Source organism: Virgisporangium ochraceum (assembly GCF_016863655.1).
In the GTDB taxonomy this organism is placed as follows: Bacteria; Actinomycetota; Actinomycetes; order Mycobacteriales; family Micromonosporaceae; genus Virgisporangium; species Virgisporangium ochraceum.
In genome coordinates this window covers 34,403-53,878 of the sequence record NZ_BOPH01000148.1, presented here as the reverse complement: position 1 = coordinate 53,878, position 19,476 = coordinate 34,403, and the positions used below count along the sequence as shown (strand labels likewise).

Annotated in this window: 21 protein-coding genes; 13 read left to right on the top strand and 8 right to left on the bottom strand. The window is 73.2% G+C overall.

Annotation, left to right across the window (positions count from 1 at the left end; genetic code table 11):
- The first annotated feature begins 7 nt into the window (after window positions 1–7).
- The 3 genes from Voc01_RS49855 to Voc01_RS49845 all read left to right on the top strand — a co-directional run bounded on the left by Voc01_RS49855 (window position 8) and on the right by Voc01_RS49845 (window position 1,458).
- A complete protein-coding gene (locus Voc01_RS49855; protein WP_203934839.1) occupies window positions 8–634 on the top strand; it encodes a histidine kinase in 627 nt (208 codons plus the stop codon).
- 12 nt (window positions 635–646) lie between these two features.
- Window positions 647–1,048 (top strand): response regulator, encoded by a 402-nt coding sequence (locus tag Voc01_RS49850; protein ID WP_203934838.1) that lies wholly within the window; start codon window positions 647–649, stop codon window positions 1,046–1,048.
- Between the two features lie 113 nt (window positions 1,049–1,161).
- Complete coding sequence (locus Voc01_RS49845; RefSeq protein WP_203934837.1) at window positions 1,162–1,458, top strand: hypothetical protein; 297 nt, start codon at window positions 1,162–1,164, stop codon at window positions 1,456–1,458.
- 83 nt (window positions 1,459–1,541) lie between these two features.
- Here Voc01_RS49845 and Voc01_RS49840 read toward each other — a convergent pair whose 3' ends face one another.
- Both Voc01_RS49840 and Voc01_RS49835 read right to left on the bottom strand, forming a co-directional pair.
- Complete coding sequence (locus Voc01_RS49840; RefSeq protein ID WP_203934836.1) at window positions 1,542–2,495, bottom strand: phosphotransferase family protein; 954 nt, start codon at window positions 2,493–2,495, stop codon at window positions 1,542–1,544.
- Complete coding sequence (locus tag Voc01_RS49835) at window positions 2,482–3,474, bottom strand: LLM class flavin-dependent oxidoreductase (RefSeq protein ID WP_203934835.1); 993 nt, start codon at window positions 3,472–3,474, stop codon at window positions 2,482–2,484. Before Voc01_RS49835 ends, Voc01_RS49840 begins: the two co-directional genes overlap by 14 nt.
- Window positions 3,475–3,571: 97 nt before the next feature.
- Here Voc01_RS49835 and Voc01_RS49830 point away from each other — a divergent pair, with 97 nt between their 5' ends.
- The 3 genes from Voc01_RS49830 to Voc01_RS49820 all read left to right on the top strand — a co-directional run bounded on the left by Voc01_RS49830 (window position 3,572) and on the right by Voc01_RS49820 (window position 7,543).
- A complete protein-coding gene (locus Voc01_RS49830) occupies window positions 3,572–5,656 on the top strand; it encodes a heavy metal translocating P-type ATPase (protein WP_203934834.1) in 2,085 nt (694 codons plus the stop codon).
- A 139-nt stretch (window positions 5,657–5,795) separates the two neighbouring features.
- Window positions 5,796–6,383, top strand: a complete 588-nt coding sequence (locus tag Voc01_RS49825) for a TetR/AcrR family transcriptional regulator (protein WP_203934833.1) — start codon at window positions 5,796–5,798, stop codon at window positions 6,381–6,383.
- Window positions 6,374–7,543 (top strand): aminotransferase, encoded by a 1,170-nt coding sequence (locus Voc01_RS49820; RefSeq protein ID WP_203934832.1) that lies wholly within the window; start codon window positions 6,374–6,376, stop codon window positions 7,541–7,543. Before Voc01_RS49825 ends, Voc01_RS49820 begins: the two co-directional genes overlap by 10 nt.
- A gap of 20 nt (window positions 7,544–7,563) precedes the next feature.
- Here the strand turns inward: Voc01_RS49820 and Voc01_RS49815 are convergent, their stop codons facing one another.
- A complete protein-coding gene (locus Voc01_RS49815) occupies window positions 7,564–8,418 on the bottom strand; it encodes a dioxygenase family protein (protein WP_203934831.1) in 855 nt (284 codons plus the stop codon).
- A 183-nt stretch (window positions 8,419–8,601) separates the two neighbouring features.
- Here Voc01_RS49815 and Voc01_RS49810 point away from each other — a divergent pair, with 183 nt between their 5' ends.
- Together Voc01_RS49810 and Voc01_RS49805 are read left to right on the top strand one after the other, a co-directional pair.
- Window positions 8,602–9,189: a TetR/AcrR family transcriptional regulator gene (locus tag Voc01_RS49810; protein ID WP_203934830.1), complete on the top strand. Its 588-nt coding sequence runs from the start codon at window positions 8,602–8,604 to the stop codon at window positions 9,187–9,189.
- Window positions 9,182–10,129, top strand: a complete 948-nt coding sequence (locus Voc01_RS49805) for a LysR family transcriptional regulator (RefSeq protein ID WP_203934829.1) — start codon at window positions 9,182–9,184, stop codon at window positions 10,127–10,129. The genes Voc01_RS49810 and Voc01_RS49805 overlap by 8 nt, the downstream gene beginning before the upstream one ends.
- Window positions 10,130–10,135: 6 nt before the next feature.
- Here Voc01_RS49805 and Voc01_RS49800 read toward each other — a convergent pair whose 3' ends face one another.
- Window positions 10,136–11,164: a saccharopine dehydrogenase family protein gene (locus Voc01_RS49800; protein WP_203934828.1), complete on the bottom strand. Its 1,029-nt coding sequence runs from the start codon at window positions 11,162–11,164 to the stop codon at window positions 10,136–10,138.
- A complete protein-coding gene (locus Voc01_RS49795) occupies window positions 11,161–12,012 on the bottom strand; it encodes a class I SAM-dependent methyltransferase (protein ID WP_203934827.1) in 852 nt (283 codons plus the stop codon). Before Voc01_RS49795 ends, Voc01_RS49800 begins: the two co-directional genes overlap by 4 nt.
- 90 nt (window positions 12,013–12,102) lie before the next feature.
- Here Voc01_RS49795 and Voc01_RS49790 point away from each other — a divergent pair, with 90 nt between their 5' ends.
- On the top strand, window positions 12,103–12,987 hold the full coding sequence (locus Voc01_RS49790; protein ID WP_203934826.1) for a U32 family peptidase: 885 nt from the start codon (window positions 12,103–12,105) through the stop codon (window positions 12,985–12,987).
- Here Voc01_RS49790 and Voc01_RS49785 read toward each other — a convergent pair.
- Window positions 12,963–13,718, bottom strand: a complete 756-nt coding sequence (locus Voc01_RS49785) for a DinB family protein (RefSeq protein WP_203934825.1) — start codon at window positions 13,716–13,718, stop codon at window positions 12,963–12,965. The two genes, Voc01_RS49790 and Voc01_RS49785, sit on opposite strands and share 25 nt — an antisense overlap.
- Before the next feature lie 77 nt (window positions 13,719–13,795).
- Window positions 13,796–15,310 carry a family 43 glycosylhydrolase gene (locus Voc01_RS49780; protein WP_239161061.1) on the bottom strand — a complete coding sequence of 505 codons (1,515 nt, stop codon included), beginning with the start codon at window positions 15,308–15,310 and terminating at the stop codon, window positions 13,796–13,798.
- A gap of 449 nt (window positions 15,311–15,759) precedes the next feature.
- Here Voc01_RS49780 and Voc01_RS49775 point away from each other — a divergent pair, with 449 nt between their 5' ends.
- The 4 genes from Voc01_RS49775 to Voc01_RS49760 all read left to right on the top strand — a co-directional run bounded on the left by Voc01_RS49775 (window position 15,760) and on the right by Voc01_RS49760 (window position 18,612).
- Window positions 15,760–16,434 (top strand): family 43 glycosylhydrolase, encoded by a 675-nt coding sequence (locus Voc01_RS49775; protein WP_203934824.1) that lies wholly within the window; start codon window positions 15,760–15,762, stop codon window positions 16,432–16,434.
- Between the two features lie 19 nt (window positions 16,435–16,453).
- Window positions 16,454–17,803: an AbfB domain-containing protein gene (locus tag Voc01_RS49770; RefSeq protein ID WP_203934823.1), complete on the top strand. Its 1,350-nt coding sequence runs from the start codon at window positions 16,454–16,456 to the stop codon at window positions 17,801–17,803.
- Window positions 17,804–17,879: 76 nt separating this feature from the next.
- Window positions 17,880–18,053 (top strand): CsbD family protein, encoded by a 174-nt coding sequence (locus Voc01_RS49765; RefSeq protein WP_203934822.1) that lies wholly within the window; start codon window positions 17,880–17,882, stop codon window positions 18,051–18,053.
- 82 nt (window positions 18,054–18,135) lie between these two features.
- Entirely contained in the window at window positions 18,136–18,612 is a 477-nt protein-coding gene (locus tag Voc01_RS49760) for a GNAT family N-acetyltransferase (protein WP_203934821.1), read from the top strand.
- Here Voc01_RS49760 and Voc01_RS49755 read toward each other — a convergent pair.
- Entirely contained in the window at window positions 18,607–19,473 is an 867-nt protein-coding gene (locus tag Voc01_RS49755; RefSeq protein ID WP_203934820.1) for a TIGR03620 family F420-dependent LLM class oxidoreductase, read from the bottom strand. The genes Voc01_RS49760 and Voc01_RS49755 overlap by 6 nt on opposite strands.
- Window positions 19,474–19,476: the final 3 nt, after the last annotated feature.

Genomic DNA, 19,476 nt, shown 5'->3' with positions numbered 1-19,476 from the left:
GTCCCGGGTGGGACAGTCACGCGGTCGTCGTCGACGGCAGGTACATCGAGCGGGTCCCGCGCCGGGGTCGCCCTGGATCTGCTCCGACGGCGACACGTGCGAGATCGCCAGTGCCGGCACCGGTCGCGCCGGCGCCACCGACTTCCCGTTGGTGCACCAGGCCGAACTGCTGGGGACGTTGCGGGTAGCGCCACGCACCGCCGGTGACCCGTACAGCCGCGCCGACACCGCGCTGCTCACCGAGATCAGTCACCAGATCGCCGCGGCGGCCCACACGGTCCGCCTGCGCGAGGACCTCCGCGTCGCGTACGGACGCGTGGTGCGCGCGGCGGCGCTGGAACGCGAGCGACTGCGCCGCGACCTGCACGACCGGCTCGGCCCGTTGCTCGTCGGCACCGGGCTGGCCGTCGACGGGTTGCGGCGCGGGCAGTGGACCGACGAGCCGGTGCCGGCCAGCCTCACCACCGATCTCGCGCAGATCGCGGGGCAGTTGCGTTCGGCGTCCGCCGAGGTCCGGCGCATCGTGGACGCGCTGGAGCCGGCCACGTTGCTCGGCCTCGGCCTGGTCGAGACGCTGCGGGAGCACCTCGACCGGCTGGGACAGCTGCCCGGCGTCACCGCGTTCGCCCTGTAGGAGGAGGAGCCCGTGCCGGCAGTCCGCGTCGTCGTCGCCGACGACCACCACGTCTTCCGGCTCGGCATGCGCAAGCTCCTCGTCGCCATCGGGCTGATCCTCCGCCGCGATCCGTCGGTGCGGATCCTCGTGCTCACCATGCACGCCGACGACGCACTGGTGGCGCGGGCGCTGCGGGCCGGCGCACGGGGCTACGTCGTCAAGGACGCGCCGCCCGAGGACATCCTGCGCGCCATCCGCGCCGTGCACGCGAACCAGGCGATCCTCGACCCCGCCGTCGCGCACGCGCTCCTCTCCGACGGCCGCACGCACCGATGGCCGGCCCTGCCCGGCCTGACCGAGCGGGATCTCGGCGTGGCCAGCCGCGCCGCCGCTGTCGCACGGGCCCGCGACGCCGGCATCGGCGGGCGATGACCTACCGCGGCCACGTCCGTGTCCCCCGTGCGGGTCCGTCGACGGTTTGCCTCGGCATGCGACGGGTACCCGCTGCGGGGAGAGGAAGTCGTCGTCGCAGGAGGGATGCATTGATGGAGACCACGAGCCGGACGCCCGAGACCGTCGCCCTACGCGAGGATGCCCCGGCCCCGGCCACCGGAACGGTCCGGCGGGCGGCGTCATCGGTGCGCGACAGCGGGCGGCAGCAGGTCACCCGGATGCAGGAGTCGGTACGGCGGCAGCCCCGCCGGTGGGCGGGCGCCTCGACCGGCGTCGTCGCGCTCGTCGCGGCGGTCGCCGGCGCAGTGGTGTGGCAGCGCAACCGGCGCCAGCCGGTCGGCCGCGGCGCACGCGCCTGGCAGGCGGTCACCAGCCGGTTCGGCCGCTGACGGCACGCCGGGGGCCGCCGCGACGACGGCGGCCCCGGCGGTCACACCGTCGCGGGCGGATGCCCGCACCGTCGCCCGGCCTGTCAGCCGAGCAGCTCCACCAGGTGCGCGATCCGCTCGAACAGGTCGGGAAGGCCACGCACACCGTTGCGCACGGACTCGTGCGACAGCGCGAGCTCGGGACCGGAGGTCGCCTCGACGCCGGCGAGGCAGCGGAGGATGTTCCACCTCGTGTGCCCGAGCCAGCCCTCGACCATGTACACGAACCAGCTGGGACCCCACGGCGGCAGCACCCCGCCGCCCGCGACGTAGCCGTCGAGGACCGCGTGGAAGATATCGGGCCGCACGTCGTCGAAGCCCGGTCCCTTCGCCACGCTGAGCGCGGTGGAGCCGAGCTCGCCGGACAGGTCGAGCATCCCCGACAGTTCCCAGTCGAGGACCACCGGCCGACCCTCCCGGGAGAGCAGGTTCCACGGCTGGATGTCCCGGTGGGTCAGCACGACCGGGCCCGGCCGCTCGCACGTCCCGACGAACCGGGCGATCTCGAGGAACGTCCCGACCCGGGAGGCGAGCTCGCCGGCCCACGGCTGCCCGGTCGCCGTCGCCCGCTCCGCGAGCTCGGGCCAGTCCCGCGACACCGGCTCCCCGACCGTGCCACCGGTCCACGCCACGTCGAGCGCGTGGACGCGCGCGAGGATCTCCCCGAGCTCGAACGCGTACGCCGCCGGTACCGGTTCCTCGGGCACCGTCTCGCCCTCCACCCACCGGTGCACGAGCAGGCGGTCGCTCGCCGAGACGGGCTCCGGCATCGCGATGCCGGCGGCGAACGCCGCCCGCTCCAGCCCGAACACGTCCTCGACCCGGTAGCTCCAGCGGCGGTCGAGGACGTTCAGCTCCTTGACCGCGAACGACCCCCGATCGGTGTCGAGCCGGTACAGCCGGTTCGCGAACCCGCCGTGCACCCGGACCATCGGACCGACCGGCACACCCAGGTGGGACAGGTCCGCGGCGAGCGGTCCCGGGTCACCGCTGGTCATCCGGCTCCCCGGTCCGGGCCGGCGTCCGCGGGGTGGTGAGGGCCGCGGCCAGGCGGGTCAGGGCGTCCAGGCGGTCGGCCTCGACGGGGACCAGCACGACGCTTGTCGCGCCCGCCGCGTGCCGGGCCGCGATGCCCGCCCGCACCTCCTCCGGGGTCCCGGCCAGTGCGACCTCCCGCACCCACCCGTCGGGCATCGTGGCGGCGAAGTCCTCCGGGCCGGCCGACGCCGCGCGGTGGCGGGCGAGGTCGGCGGCGAAGGGCAGGACGGCCAGGTGGGGTGCCCAGTCCGGCTCGCCGATCCACATCAGGCCCGGGCGGGCCAGGTCGCGCGCGGTCCGGCCGTCGTCGGCCACGGCGGCGACGTCGTAGGTGATCACCGTGGGTCCGGTGGACGCCGCGAGGCGCCGCACCGAGTCGGCGACGTAGGGCGGGGCGGCGGGCTCGGCCAGCAGCAGGCCGTCAGCGGCCCGGCCGGCCATGGCGATCGACTTCGGACCCCGCACGCCCAGCACCACCGGCGGCGCCGTCTCCGGGATCTCGCCGATCACCACGCCCTCGACGTCGACGTACCGGCCGGCCGGGGGTCCGGGCTCACCGCGCAGCAGCGCGCGTACGGCGGTGGCGTACTCGCGCAGCAGGGTGAGCGGGCTTGCCGGCCAGGCACCGACCTGGCGCATCCAGCCGGGCATGCCGTGTCCGATGCCGGCGATCAGCCGCCCGGGGAACAGCTGCGCGAGCGTCGCGAGCTCCATCGCGGCGAACGCGGCGTTGCGCGCGCCGGCCGGCAGGATGCCGATACCGACGACGATCCGCGACGTGGCCGCCAGCACGGCGCCGGCCTGGGCCACGCCGCCGCGGAAGCCGAGGTCCTCGACGACCCACAGCTCGTCGAAGCCGAGCTGCTCGGCCCGCTGGGCGTAACTGAGGACCTGGTTCGCGGGAAGGTCGCGCGGGAGCATCACCCCGACGTGCGTCATGTGGACAGCCTCCTGGTCGTTCGACGCACCCATCGTGACCACCGCCACTCGCCTTCGATACCCCCGGGGGGTATAGTCCGCGGTGGAGGTGATCCCCATGGCGTCGCATCAAGGACACGGTGGACACGGTGGACACGGTGAACCCAGTGGGCACGGTGCGCCGGGCGGGCACGGTGGACATGGCGGGCACGACAAGCACGCCGGGCACGACCCCGAGCAGTTCCGGCGCAAGTTCTGGCTGAGCCTCGCCCTGACGGTGCCCATCGTCGTCACCAGCGAGATGGTGATGGACTGGTTCGGCTACAGCCTCGACTTCCCGGGGATGTCGTGGGTCGGCCCGGTCCTCGGATCGTTCGTGTTCTTCTACGGCGGCTGGCCGTTCCTCGTCGGCGGCGTCCGGGAGGTCCGCGACCGGGCGCCCGGGATGATGCTCCTCATCTCGATGGCGATCACGGTCGCCTACGTCGCGTCGCTGGCGACCAGCCTCGGGCTGTTCGACCTGGACTTCTGGTGGGAGCTGGCCGCGCTGGTCACCATCATGCTGCTCGGACACTGGCAGGAGATGAAGGCGATCGGCCAGGCGCAGGGCGCGCTCGCCGCCCTGGCCGCGCTGCTGCCCGACGACGCCGAACGGGTCACCGACGACGGCGTCGAGCGCGTGGCCGTCGGGGAGCTGGGCGTCGGCGACGTGGTGCTGGTGCGCTCCGGTGGCCGCGTGCCCGCCGACGGCCGCATCGTCGACGGCGCGGCCGAGCTCGACGAGTCCATGATCACCGGTGAGTCGCGGCCGGTGCCGCGTGGTGTCGGCGACCGGGTGGTGGCCGGCACGGTCGCCACCGACTCCGCCCTGCGGGTGCGGGTCGACGCGGTCGGCGAGGACACCGCGCTGGCCGGCATCGGGCGGCTCGTCGCGCAGGCGCAGGCGTCCAGCGGACGGGCGCAGGTGCTCGCCGACCGGTTCGCCGCCATGCTCTTCTACATCGCGACGGGCGCCGCGCTGGCCACGTTCGTCACCTGGTGGGCCCTCGGCGACCTGGACCAGTCGGTGGTGCGCACGGTGACGGTCCTCGTGATCGCCTGCCCGCACGCCCTCGGGCTGGCCATCCCGCTGGTGATCGCGCTGTCGACGGCGGTGTCGGCGAAGGCCGGCATCCTGGTCAAGGACCGGTTGGCGCTCGAGCGCATGCGCACCGTCGACGCGGTGCTCTTCGACAAGACCGGCACCCTGACCAGGGGCGAGCACACGGTCCACGGCATCGCGGCCGCCGCCGGCCACACCGAGGACGAGGTGCTGCGCGTCGCCGCCGCCGTCGAGGCCGACAGCGAGCACCCGCTCGCGAAGGCGATCGTCGCGCTCGCCCGCGACCGCGGGCTCCACGGCACGGCCCGCGACTTCCGGTCCCTGACCGGGCGCGGGGTCCAGGCCACGGTGGACGGCGTGACCTACGCCGTGGGCGGGCCGGCTCTGCTGCGCGAGCGCGCTGTCGCGGTCCCGGAAGACCTTTCCGCTCGGGAGAAGGAGTGGTCGCGGCGGGGCGCGGCGGTGCTGCACCTGCTGCGGATTTCCGACGACGGCGCCGAGGTCCTCGGTGCGTTCGCCCTGGAGGACGAGGTGCGGCCGGAGGCGCGGGAGGCCATCGCCCAGCTCCGGGGGCAGGGTGTCGCCAAGATCGTCATGATCACGGGGGACGCGCGTCCGGTGGCCGAGGCCGTCGCCGCCGACCTGGGCTTCCGCCCCGACGTCGACGAGGTCTTCGCCGAGGTGCTGCCGGCCGACAAGGACACCGCGGTGGCCGACCTGCAGTCCCGCGGCCTGACCGTGGCCATGGTCGGCGACGGCGTGAACGACGCGCCGGCGCTGGCCCGGGCCGACGTCGGGATCGCGATCGGCGCGGGTACCGACGTGGCGATCGAGTCGGCCGGGGTGGTGCTGGCCTCGTCCGACCCGCGCGGCGTGACCGGCGTGATCCGGCTGTCGCGGGCCTCGTACCGCAAGATGGTCCAGAACCTGGCCTGGGCGGCCGGCTACAACGTGGTCGCCATCCCGCTCGCCGCCGGTGTCCTGGCGTGGGCGGGCCTCACGCTCAGCCCGGCGATCGGCGCGGTCCTCATGTCTGCGTCGACGATCGTGGTCGCGCTGAACGCGCAGCTGCTGCGGCGGGTGGAGCTCACGCCGCGGTGACGGACCCCCGTCCGGTCTCGCCGCGTGGTGTTGTACACGGACAGGACGAGCGCCCACCTTCACCCATCGAGGCACCCCGCAGTTTGCAATACATATTGTCTCGGCTCAAGACAGAGTGTCTGGTCGTATTCTGAACGGCGTGCCGAAGCTGTGGAACCAGACGATCGAAGAGCACCGCCGCGCCGTGCACGACGCGATCGTCGACACCGCGGCGGCCCTGGTCGCCGAGCACGGGCCGGCGCGGGTCACGATGTCGCGGATCGCGCAGGAGACCGGCATCGGCCGCGCGACGCTCTACAAGTACTTCCCCGACGTCGACGCGATCCTCGTCGCCTGGCACGAACGGCAGGTCGCCGAGCACCTGCGCCAGCTCGCCGGGGTCGCCGACCGCCCCGGCGACCCGGTCGGACGGCTGGCCGCCGTCCTGCGCACCTACGCGGCCGCCTCGACCGGCCACCCGGCACACGACCCCGGTGCCGCCCTGCACCGCGGCGAGCACCTCGCGCACGCCAGGCGGCGGGTGCTCGACGTCGTCGCGGCCGCGGTCACCGACGCGGTCACCGCCGGCCTCGTCCGCGACGACGTGCCGGTCGACGAGCTCGCCGCGTTCTGCGTCAACGCGATGGCCGCCGGCAACGACCTCCCCCCGACCGCCGACCGGGTCGAGGCGATCGACCGGCTGGTCACCGTCACGATGACCGGGATCGGAGCCGCGCCGTGCGCCTGAACCACCGGACCGTCGGACAGATCGACTCGCCGATCGGAACGACGTACGCGCTCGTCGACGGCCGGCGCGACGGCGTGCTCGACCTGGCGCAGGCGGCGCCGCGGTACCCGCCGCCACCGGAGGTGGTCGACCACATCGCGGCGGTCGCGCGGCGGTCCGACGGCTCGGGCTACGTCGACATCGCCGGACTTCCGCGCCTGCGCGAGGCCTTCGCCGCCGAGGTGCGCTCCGCCTACGACGGCCGGGTCGACGCCGACCACGTGGTCGTGACGGCGGGGTGCAACCAGGCGTTCTGTCTGGTCACCTCGGCGCTCGCGGGACCCGGCGACGAGGTCGTCCTGGTGCTGCCGTACTACTTCAACCACGACATGTGGCTGCGGATGAACGGCGTCGTGCCCGTGTACCTGGAGGCCGGTCCGGGGCAGGTACCCACCGCGGAACAGGCCGGGCGCGTGATCACCCCGCGGACGCGCGCGATCGTCCTGGTGTCACCCGGCAACCCGAGCGGAGTGACGGCCGACCCGGCCGCCATCGTGGAGCTGTACCGGCTGGCCGCGCGCCACGACGTCGCGCTGGTCCTTGACGAGACCTACCGGGTGTTCCGCGACACCGACGGGCCCGCCCACCCGCTGTTCGCCGACCCGGACTGGCCGCGCACGCTGGTGAGCCTGCACAGCTTCTCGAAGGAGTTCGCCATCCCGGGATACCGGGTGGGTGCCGTGGTCGGCTCGACCGACCTCAACCGCGAGGTGACGAAGCTCCTCGACTGCGTGGCGATCTGCGCGCCCCGGATCGGTCAGGAGGCGGCCTGGGCCGGTCTGACGATGGCCCGGGAGTGGCGGCGCGCCCGCGCGCTCGAGGTCGCCGGGAAGCGACGGTGGTTCACCGAGGCGATGGAGCGCCGGCCCGGCGGCTTCGAGCTGGTCTCGGTCGGCGGCTTCTTCGGCTGGGTGCGCCACCCGTTCGTCGGACGCCCCACCGCAGACGTGGTGCGCGACCTCGTCGACCGGTGTGACGCCCTGGTGATTCCCGGCACCGCGTTCATGCCCGGGGACCACCGGATGCTGCGCGTCAGCGTCGGCAACGCCGACCGCGACACGCTGTTCGACTTCGCCGACCGCCTGAGCCTGCTCTCCCGGGATGGCACGGCGCCGTCGTAGGCGTCCGGCGTGGGGCCGCGTCAGGCCGTGCGCTCCAGGACGATGTCGAACCGCACGTCGCGGAACGGGTTCGCCACGCCCAGGTCGGCCGCGCGGTCCGGGTCGTCGACGACGGTGAACTCGCGCACCAGGCTGCGCCGCACGGCGAACACCGCGTCGGACTCCAGGTACGGGTCACCGGCGACGAACACGTGCGTGGTGACCGGCCGGTGCCCCGCGGCGGCCGCGATGACGTGGATGTGCGCCGGCCGGTACGGATGCCGCCGGGTCGCGCGCAACAGGTCGCCCACGGGACCGTCGGTCGGGATCGGGTACGGCGCGGGCACCACCGTGCGGAACCGGTAGCCGCCCGCGTCGTCGGTGGTGAACAGCCCGCGGCCGTTGCCGGGTGGTTGGCGGTCGGGCACCTGCACGTCGTAGAAGCCCTCGTGGTCGCACTGCCATACGTCGAGGGTCGCCCCCGGCAGCGGCGTCCCGTCGACCGCGCGGACGGTGCCGGCGACCACGCACGGCTCTCCCCCGCCGACGAGGTCGATCGAGTCACCGTTGGCCCGCACCGGCGACGCACCGACGTGGAACGGTCCGAGCACCGTGGCGTCGGTGACCTCCGGATCGTCACCGGCACCGACCGTCTCCACGAGGCTGGAGACGCCGAGCACGTCGGACAGCAGGATGAACTCCTGCCGGTCGGCGGTGCAGGCCCGCCCGACCGCGGTCAGGAAGTCCACTGTGGACGCCCACTCGGCGGGCGTCAGCCGGACGTCGCGCACGAACGCGTGCAGGTGCGTCACCAACCGTTCCAGCACGGTACGCAGGCGCTCGTCAGGAGTGTCGCGGAAGCTGCCGATCGCCGCCGCCGTCGGGTCGTCGGTCATCTCGTACCCACCTCAGCGCTGGTCCCGGTGCCCGCCAGCATAGTGGTGCGGGCCGGCCGCCCAGGACGCCTGCGAACGTGGCGTCAGGTCGAACGCGACACCACCGCGCACCGGACGCCATGCCGGTGACGCCGACCGCTGTACGATAAACCGTACATCCACTGTCCGACTTCGGGGAGCTACGTGACCCACTCCGCCCTGGGAACGGCGCGCCGGGCCGACGCCCGCCACAACGTCGCCCGCATCCTGCGCGCGGCGGTCACCTGCCTCGGCCGTGACCCGGCGGCGAGCATGAACGACATCGCGCGCGAGGCCGGCGTCGGCCGGGTCACCGTGTACGCGCACTACCCGTCCCGCGAGGCGCTCGTCGAGGCCGCCATGGTGCACGTGCTCGCCGAGGGCGACGAGGTGCTGGCGACGGTCGACCTCACCGGTGATCCGCGCGACGGGCTGCGCGCGCTGATCGAGGCGGGCTGGATGCTGCTCGCGCAGTCGACGTCGGTGCTCGAAGCCGCGCTCGCCGCCCTGCCTCCCGGCCGCGTCCAGGACCTGCACGCCGGGCCCGAACAGCGCATCCACGACCTCGTCCGCCGCGGCCAGGCCCTCGGGGTGTTCCGCACCGACCTGCCGGCCCGGTGGCTGGCGAGCGTGCTGCACCATCTCCTGCACGGCGCCGTCGCCGACGTCGCCGCCGGACGGCTCGACCCGGCCGACGCACCGCGCTATCTGTCGGCGGTGACGCTGGCCGCCTACGGAGCGACCGGTGCTTGACCACTGGGCGCTGCGGGTCCTCGTCGAGGTGGCCGACCGGGGATCGTTCTCCGCCGCCGGCGACGCCCTGTCGATGACCCAGCCGGCCGTCTCGCGCCAGATCGCCGGGCTCGAAAGGCGACTCGGCGTCGCGCTGTTCCGCCGGGTGCCGCGCGGCGTCCAGCTCACCGGCGCCGGTGCGACCGCGGTGGAACTGGCCCGCGACATCCTGGTCCGCGCGCGGACCCTCGAAGCGCACATGTCGGCCCTCGGCACACTGGAGACCGGGCAGTTGCGGCTGTCGGCCTTCGCGAGCGCGAACACCTCGCTCGTGCCCGACGCGATCCGCCACTTCGCCCGCGCCTATCCGGGAGTGTCGGTCAGCCTGCTGCGGCCCGATCCGGGTCACCAGGTGTCCGCCGTGCGCGAGGGCCGTCTGGACCTCGCGCTCGTCACCGCGTGGGAGCTGTGTCCGGACCCGCGTGCGGCCAAGGACGACCTGACCGTGCCGCCGATGGACGCCGGGGCGTTGGCCGGGGTCACGCTCCTCCCGCTCGCCGAGGAGGAGCTTCTCGTCGCGCTCCCGGCCGACCACCGGCTCGCCGGCCGCGACCGCGTCCCGTTGCGGGACCTGGCCGGGGAACGGTGGATCGAGGGCGCCTATCCCGACTGCCTCGGCCCGCTGCCGCCGCTGACCGACGCCCTCGGGGCACGGCCCGTCATCGGGTTCGTGTGCGACGACTGGCACGGCAAGCAGGCGCTGGTCGCCGCCGGCGCGGGCATCACGCTCGTGCCGACGCTGACGCAGCACACGGTGCGCCCCGACGTCGTCGTGCGCCCGACGACGCCGGCCCTGCCCGCCCGGGAGCTGTTCATCGCGGTCGCCGAGCCGCCGTTCCGCCCGCCGGCGGCCGCCGCGATGGTCGCAATTCTCATGGACCTGTGCGCGCCCGCGCGCTGACGCGCGTCATGCGGATGCGTGGACCGTGAGGCCGTGGGCGGGCAGCAGGTCCAGGAGCGCACCCGCCCCGATCACTTGGTCGAGGTGACGGACGCCGCTGCCGACATTGCGCCGCAGCAGCTCCTCGACGACGTGCGCGGCCACCACTCCCGTCGCGTGGCACTCGCCCCGCCCGGAAACCGCGTACGCGACCCGGGAACCGGCGTCGTCGGTGGCCGCCACGTGGACGACGAACCGGTCACCGCCCCCCAGGGGCAGCCTCGACGCCGTTCGGGCCAGCCGGTCGGTCCCGACCAGCCTGCGCCCGAGCCGGAACACGCCGGCGCGGCGCAACCCGAACAACGCCGCCGTCGCGGCCGCGGAGTCGAAGCAGACCCGTGTGGTCACCGGTACGCCCAGCGTGCGGGTCAGCGAGTGCTGGTCGGAGAACGCGAAGGGATGCGCCGTCCGCGCCCCGAACCCCGGCAGGGTCACCCGTGCCCTCCGCCCTTCCCCGCTCCGACGCGGGGCGGCGAGCTGCTCGACCGTCCACCGGGCCGAGTCGGGGCCGTGGTCACCGGACAGCCCGAGCAGCACCGTCACCTCGACCCCGGTCGCCGAGCGAAGGTCGTCGACACAGCGGCGGGCGAGGACGTTCGTCAGACCCGGCGCCAGCCCGACGCTCAGTACGGCGGTCGCGTCGTGGCGCCGGGCCACCGGGTCGAGCCGTTCCAGGTCGTCCAGCACCGTCGCGGTCGCGCTGATGTCGACGTAGTGGACGCCGCGCGTCAGGCACAGGTTGGCGACGCGCGCGTTGGCACGCTCCACACACATGACGACCACGTCGGAGCCGTCCAGCAGCGTCCCGTCGGCCGTCTCGACGTCCACCGCCCGGAGAGTGACCAGGCCGGGGTGTTCGCGCGCGAGGTTCCGCGCGCGTGCCGGGTCGCGGCCGGCGACGACGACCGGGACGCCGCGCCCGGCGAGCGCCCGCGTGACGACGCGACCGACCGCGCCGTAGCCGCCGACGACGAGGACCGTCGGACCGCGGGTCATCGTCCGTTCGCCCGTGCCGCGCGGATGGCTGTGACGAGCCACAGCCCGCCGACGATGTCGACGCCGCCGTCGCGATCGTAGGGACGCAGCGCCTCCTCCAGCACCGCGCGCACGTCGTCGTCCGACAGGTGCGGGTGCTCCTCGCGGACGGCCCGCACCGGTCCGCTGCCCAGGTAGAACTCCGCCGCCGTGGCCGCGTCGGGTCCGAACGACAGCGCGACGTCGAGCGGTTCCGGCGCGACGTGGTCGAAACCGGCCGCCGACAGGACGTCGACGATCCGCTCGCGCGGGGCGAGCGAGAACATCCCCGACTCCGGCGCCCGCACGTCGGTACCCGGTCGCGCGTGCCGCAGGAGCGCCGTCAACGGCACCGTGTACCACGGACACGTCTCCATCGCCCGCGGACACACGAACACCAGCCGGCCACCGGGCCGCAGCGCCCGGCGGACGTTGGCGAACGCCGCGACCGGGTCGGCGAAGAACATCACGCCGAACCGGCTGACCGCCACGTCGAACCCGCCGTCCGGGAACGGGTGGACCTGCGCGTCGCCCTCCTCGAACCGGACGTTGGCGAGCCCCTCGCCGTCGGCCTCGGCCCGCGCCTGCCGCAGCATCGGCGCCGACAGGTCGACCCCGACCGCCGTACCCGCGCCGGCGTGCCGGGCCGCGGCCCGCGTCGTCTCACCGGTGCCGCACCCGACGTCGAGCACAGCGTCGGTGACGCCGATCGCGGCGGCGCCGAACAGGTACCGGTCCACCGCCTCGTTCACGCCCCGCGCGCGGCGGTCGGTCTCCGCCCAGTGCTCGCCCTCCGGACCGTTCCACGCCTTTGCCTGATCGATGTTCATCAGACGAGAATTCAACGGTCCCGCCGCCGGCACCACTGCACGTTCGACAGGGCTCGCATGAGCGGGCCGCATACCCGGAAGGGGCCACCCATGGACGCCACCCGGAACGTCCTGACGACGCTCGGCCTGCCGCCGGCCACCGGCGAGCCGTCACCGCACCGGTTCGACGACGGCGCGCAGTACCGCGTCGAGATCCCGTCGGTGGAAGGGCCCGAGGCGTTCGAGGCGGTGCTGGAGGAGGCCGACCGGCGCGGGATCCGGATCCGGCGGATCAGCCAGGGCAGCGGCATCATGATGCTCACCGACGCCGAGCTCACGCGGATGGTCGACCTCGGCCGGGACAACGACGTCGAGGTGTGCCTGTTCACCGGTCCACGGGCGGCCTGGGACACCGGTGTCCAGGTCACGGCGCCGTCCGGGCGGGTGATGGGCGCCAGCCTGCGCGGCACCGACCAGCTCGTGTACGGCGTGGAGGACGTGCGCCGCGGCTGCGACCTCGGGCTGCGCAGCGTTCTGGTGGCCGACCTCGGTCAGCTGTGGGTGCTCGCGCGGATGAAGGCGGCCGGCGCGCTCCCGGCCGACCTCGTGCTCAAGGTGTCGGTGTCGCTGCCGGTCGCGAACCCCGCCACCGCGCGGGTCCTGACCGACCTGGGCGCGAGCACGCTGAACCTTCCGGTGGACCTCGCCGTCGCCGACATCGCCGCGATCCGGGCGGCGGTGACCGCGCCGCTGGACGTCTACATCGAGGGCGCCGACGACTTCGGCGCGCCGGTGCGCTACTACGACCTGCCGGCGATCGTGCGGCTCGCGGCACCCGTGTACGCCAAGTTCACCGTGCGCAACGCGCCGGGCATCTACCCGTCCGGCGGGCACCTGCGGCGCGTCGCGGTCGACACCGCCCGCGAACGCGTGCGCCGCGCGGCGATCGGCGTGGCGATGGTGCGGCGGTACTACCCGGAGGTGATCGGTCCCTGAGCGTCGAGGTCGCGCACCGCGTAACGGAGGTGCTCCCACTCCTCGTCGAGGATCGTGTGGAGACACGCGATCGTCGGCATCGGGGCGTGGGACCCCCACGGGCTGGTGCGTTCGGCGGTGAGGACCTCGGGCGTGGCGGTGGCGAGGAAGCCGCGCACCATCGCGACGCGCTCCGCCCGTACCCGCAGAACCTCGGCGTAGGGCGGGGTTCCGGTCGCGAAGAACGTCAGGTCGACATCCTCGCGCGCGGAGCCGCCGTCGGGCTGGCCGAGCGGATGGTAAGGGTCCGCGACGCGCAGCACCGCACGGCGCAGCCACACGTCGGTGGCGAACACCAGGTGCCGCACCGTCTGCGCGAACGACCACTCGCCGCCGACCGACACGTCGGCGGTGCCCGGCGGCATCGCCGCGACCCGGTCGAGGGTGGCCGCCCAGGCGCGCTCCAGCGCGGCCCACGCTGCGCGCAGCCCGTCGGGGTCGGTGGCGCGACGGTCACCGCGGCCGGGGAAGCGGCGGTTGAGCTCGGCCTCGACGAGCGGCACGACGTCGACCCCGTTGACGAGCACCGCGCCGCCCTCGAACAGCCACGGCGAGTCGATGTCGGCGCCGAGCACGTCGACCCCGCGCATGACGACGTTCGCGAGGTCGGCGGCCACGAAGCGGGCGCCGCTGAGGTCGGTACCGACGAACTCCGCGCCACGCAGGTCGTCGGATCGTGAGAAGGTCGCCATCGGTCTCCCGTCGTCGGTGCGCACGGGCCTCGACCCCGGCACACGGCCGGGGTCGAGGGTACCGCGGGCGACCGTCCTCAGTAGACGAACGGCCACCCCGCGCTGTCGTACCCGATGCGGTTGATGCCGAGCAACGAGGCGCCGTTGTTCGCGTAGTAGTGGTAGACCAGCACGTCGCCGTCGGTGTCGGCGAGCACGGCCTGGTGACCCGGGCCGTGGATGCTCCCGTGCCCGGCGAGCACCTGCGTGCCGCCGCCCGACGTCATCGCGGTGCCGTTGCGGTCGACGTACGGACCGGTGACCGACGTGGACCGGCCCACCATCACCCGGTAGGTGCTCGACGCGCCCTGGCAGCACCGGTCGAACGACACCCACAGGTAGTACCACGAGCCGCGCTGCACGATGACCGGCGCCTCGATCGCGCCGCCGTTGCGCCCGGCGACACTTAGGATCGCGCTGTCGGCACGCAGCCCGGTCGACGGGTTGATCGCGACCATCTTGATGCCCGACCAGAACGACCCGAAGCTCAACCACCACCGGCCGGCGGAGTCCACGACGAGGTTGGGGTCGATCGCGTTCCAGTTGTCGCTCGTGCGCGACTCGATGACCGGGCCGACGTTGGTCCAGGTGCCGGAGTCGCCGCTGGTGCTGGTCGCGAGGAAGATCGCCGAGCGGTTGGAGCCGAACGTCGAGGCGGAGTAGTACATCCAGTAGCGGCCGTTGCGGTAGGACAGGTCCGGCGCCCACAGGTTACGGCTGCCACCGGTGTACGTCGTCGTCCACGACGCGCCGCCGGGGAACACCGAACCGGCGTTGCTCCACGCCGTGCGGTTCGACGACGTCTTGAGGCTGATGTCGTTGCCGGTGTGCGCCAGCAGGTAGCCGCCGTTGGGCCGCTTGACGACCGTCGGGTCGTGCACGCCGGTGCTGCCCGACACCGGGCCCGGGTTCGGGTAGGACGCCGGCGGCGTGGTCGGGCCGGATGGCGGGTTCGTCGGGGTGCCGCCGACCGTGGTCAGCTGCCAGCGCTGGTTGGTGCCGTCGAGGTCGGTGAACTGGCTGACCCGCGCGCCGTCGGCGGTCGAGCGCTCCCACACGTCCAGGGCCCGGCCGCTGGCGCGGTTGATGAGACGCACCGCGCCGCCGGCCGAGTCGGCGAGGCGGAACTGCTGGTTGGTCGCGTTGCGGTCGGGCTGCTGCAGGATCTCGGCGCCGTCGGTGGTGGCCGACACGTCGAGGACCTTGCCGCTGTGCCTGGCCTTCAGCCGGTACCAGCCGCCGCCGGAGTCGACGAACTGCCACTGCTGCCAGGCGCCGTCGTTGCGGGCCCACTGCACGATCCGGGCGCCGTCGGCGGTGGAGCGGTCGTAGACCTCGAGCACCTTGCCGCTGTGCTGGGCGGTGATCACGTACCACGCGGAGGTGTCGACGGTGGCGGCCGCCGCTGAGAGGCTGAACACCGCGGTCGTTCCGGTGACGGCGACGACGACGGCCAGGAGCAGGAGCGCGAGGCGGCGCGGCAGGAGCGCGAGGCGATGCGGGAGCGCCACGCGGCGCGGCAGGAGCGCGGCCATCCGGTGGAGGGCGGTCATGGTGGTCCTTCCGGTGGGATTGGCGGCATCCGGCCGGAGCACGACGGTGGTGGATCGTCGCTGCCGGCCGCCGACCCGCGCACGGACGCGGCCCGGGAAGGGCGACGGCGGTGGCGGGGCGTCCGGCCGAATGTTCCCTTGTGTCCCCGATGTTGGCGCTAACAATCGATGGACGTCAAGGTCTTACGAATGCCTTTCCCGCCCAGTGGGCGAACGTTCGCCGCGAACGCCACCAGCGGGTGGCGCGCCGATCACCCGCCCGCCGACGGACATACCGCATCGCGCACCGGCCATCGAGCCATTGACATACGTCGTGTTATCGCTAACATTCTGGGTTGACTGCCGCCCGACTCACCGCGCCTGACCCGCCCGCCAGGGGAGAGCGATGATGACGTCCACCCGGCCCGACCGTCCACGATGGACGGTGCGGGCCCTCGCCGCACTGCACGGTGTTCAGCGCGCACGCCGCCGGCCGCGACCGCAACATCTGGGCTCCGGAACTGCACCGGCTCGACGGCAGCGTCGTGACCATCGACGGCCAGCTCTACTTCACCTGGTCGGGCGTGCCGACGACGCTGTGGCGCGACAGCGACCCGCACATCTACATCGTGGCGCTGAGCAACCCGTGGACCGTCACCGGCCCGCGCGCGATCATCTCCGCGCCCACCCGCGACCGGGAGCGGCAGGGCACGCCGATGAACGAGGGACCGGTGGCGCTGCAACGCGACGGCCGCACGTTCATCACGTACTCGGCCAGCACGTGCCAGGGTCCCGACTACAAGATCGGGCAGCTGACCTACACCGGCGGCGCCGTGGTCTCGGGCTCCTCGTGGGTCAAGAGGTCGACCCCGATCTTCCAGCGCAACGACGCCGCGGGCGTGTACGGGCCCGCCCACCACTCGTTCCTCACCTCCCCCGACGGCACCGAGACCTGGATCGCCTACCACGCCAACGACGCGGCGTCTCAGGGAGAGCCGGCCGGACCGGCGGTCACCGTGCAGCGGCCGCGGTCGTTCAACTTCCCCGACCGGTTCATGCGGCACTCCAACTACGACGTCGCCCTGGTGCGGAACGACGGTTCGGCCACGTTCGCCGCCGACCCGACGTTCCGCCCCGTCAGTTGACCCCGAAGGGAACTGCGACATGAAACGCCTGCTCGTCATCTGCCTGGCGGCCGCCGCCGCGGTGGTCGCCGGCCCCGTCGCGCCGGCCGCGGCCTCGAACCCCATCGTGGGACGCTTCGCCGCGGACCCGTCGATGCTCGTCGCCGACAACCGCGTCTACGTCTACACCACCGACGACGCGTCGAACAGCGGCACCTACTGGGACTCCTCCGCCTGGCGCGTCTACTCCTCCGCCGACCTCACCACGTGGACCGACCACGGCGCGCCGTTCGCCATCAGCGGGTTCCGCTGGGCACAGGCCAACGCGTGGGCGCCGTCGGCGGTGTACCGCAACGGCTCCTACTACCTGTACCTGCCGGTCGACCGCACGAAGATCGGCGTCGCCCGCAGCACGTCACCCACGAGCGGTTTCACCGACCCCCGTGGCAGCGCGCTGATCGAACGCGGACGCGACGCCAACACCGGCGAGGAACCGATCGACCCGGCCGCGTTCGTCGACGACAACGGCCAGGGCTACCTGTACTTCGGCGGCGCCCGCGCGCCGAAGGTGGTGCGTCTGGGCGCCGACCTCGTATCCACGAGCGGCGCCATCCAGAACCTCACCATCACCGGCGGCAGCGGGTTCGCCGAAGCGGGTCACATGCACAAGCGCAACGGGACCTACTACTACTCCTACTCCACCGGCTGGCCCGGCCAGATCGCCTACGCCACCGCCACCAACCCGCTCGGGCCGTTCACCTACCGCGGCGTGATCCTCGACCCGACGAACACCAACACCAACCACGCCACGATCGCGCAGTACAACGGCGCCTGGTACGTCGTGTACCACCGCAACGGGCTGCCCGGCGGCGGCAACTACCGCCGTTCGCTGGCGATGGAACGCCTCGTCCACAACAGCGACGGCACGATCCAGAAGGTCACACAGACCAGCGTCGGCGTCGGCACCCCCACCTACCCGGTGAACCGGTTGCAGTCGTACAATTTCGCCGACCGGTACGTGCGTCACATCGACAACGACGCGCGGATCGACCCCGCGCCGAACCCCGCCGCCGACGGACAGTGGCGCATCGTCCCCGGTCTCGCCAACGCCGCCAGCGGCTACGTGTCGTTCGAGTCGGTGAACTTCCCCGGGTACTACCTGCGGCACTACAACTACGACCTCTCGCTGGCCCGCAACGAGGGCACCGCGGCGTTCGCCGCCGACGCGACGTTCCGGCGCGTGGCCGGCCTCGCCGACGGTTCGGCGGTGTCGTTCCAGTCGTACAACTTCCCCGACCGCTATCTCCGGCACTTCAACTACCTGCTGCGCATCGACCCGGTCGCCACCGCCACCGATCGCGCCGACGCCACGTTCCGGATCACCACATGAAAACCGGCATAAATGATTGCCCGGTGGCAGACGCGGGTACCTCCAGGGTGTTGACACGAAGAAGCGGAGGACTCTCATGGCTTTCGACGACAAGGTCGACAACAAGGCCGAGGAAGTCGGCGGCAAGGTGAAGGAAGGCGTCGGTCGCGCGACCGACAACGAGCAGCTCGAGGCCGAAGGCAGGGCCGACCAGAGCAGCTCGAAGCTCAAGCAGGCCGTCGAGAACGTGAAGGACGCGTTCAAGTCCTGACCGGTCGTTCCGCGGGCCACGGTGGAAACACCGTGGCCCGCAACCATTTATCACTGAAATCGGAGCCGATAGCCTCGGTCGCATGACGCTTGACACGGTGACGATCGACACAGTGCGGCCCGCCGACCTCGACGACCTTCTGACCTCCGTCGCCGGGCTGTTCATGGAGGACGGCGGCCGGTTCGACGCCACCATGGACACCTCGTGGCCCGCGCGTGGCGGCGCCGCCTACTACACCGACCTCATCGACGACGACACGTGCCTGCTCGTACTGGCCCGCGACGGCGACGCGACCCTCGGCCACCTCGTCGGCAAGCTGGCGGCACCCGACGACCTGCGCACGGTGGCGGTCGCGGTGCTGGAGAGCATCCGCGTCGACCCCGCGGCCCGCAACGCGGGCGTCGGCACCGCGCTGGTGGGTCACTTCTTCGACTGGGCCCGCGCGAACGGCGCGCACCACGCGAGCGTCAGCGCGTTCGCCGCGAACGAGGGCGCGCAACGCTTCTACGTCCGCCACGGCTTCACGCCGATGTCGGTGACCCTCCGGACGAGCCTATGACCTGAGCACGTCCGCCAGCCGGCGCCAACCCTCGCGCGGCAGCGTGCGCGGTGCGCCGCCCCCGTCGAGAACCTGCACCGCCACGTGGTTCGCGCCGGCCTCGAGGTGGGCGTCGACACCGGCGCGCACCCGTTCGTCGTCGCCCCAGACGACGGCCGAGTCGACGAAGCGGTCACTGCCGCCGCCGGCCAGGTCGGCCCCGTCCATGCCGAAGCGGGCCAGCTGGCGGGTGTAGTTCGGCAACGCCAGGTACAGCTTCAGGGTGCGGCGACCGGCGTGGCGCGCCGCGTCGGGGTCGGTGCCGAGGAACACCTTCTGCTCCGGGGCGAGCAGCGGCCCGGCACCGAGGATCCGACGGGCCCCGGCGGTGTGGGCCGGCGGCATCAGGTACGGCAGAGCACCCGCGGTGAGCTCGGCCGCCGTCTCCAGCGTCCGCGGACCGAGCGCCGCGATCATCCGCTCGCCCACCGGCACGCTCGCGAGCGGACCGGTGAGCAGCTCCCGCAGCCGGCTCAGCGGCCTCGTGTACGACTGCCCCCGCGACTCCGCCGTGGGCGCGTGACCCGATCCGATCCCCAGGTAGAACCGCCCCGGGAACCTGTCCCGGATCCGGGCCTGCGAGGCGGCGAGCCGCTCGCCGTCGCTGGTCCAGATGTCGACGATGCTGGTACCGACGACGAGCGTGGTCGTGGCCGCCAGGACCGCCTCGGCCAGCGCCAGGTCGTCGGGCGGGCTGCCGCCGATCCACAGGGCGCCGTAGCCGAGGCTCTCGATCTCGCGTGCGGCGCCGGCGACCTCCGCCGCGTCGTCGGGCCAGATCCGCGCGGGCGCCCAGAGCCCGTACCGTCCCAGATCGTTCATCAT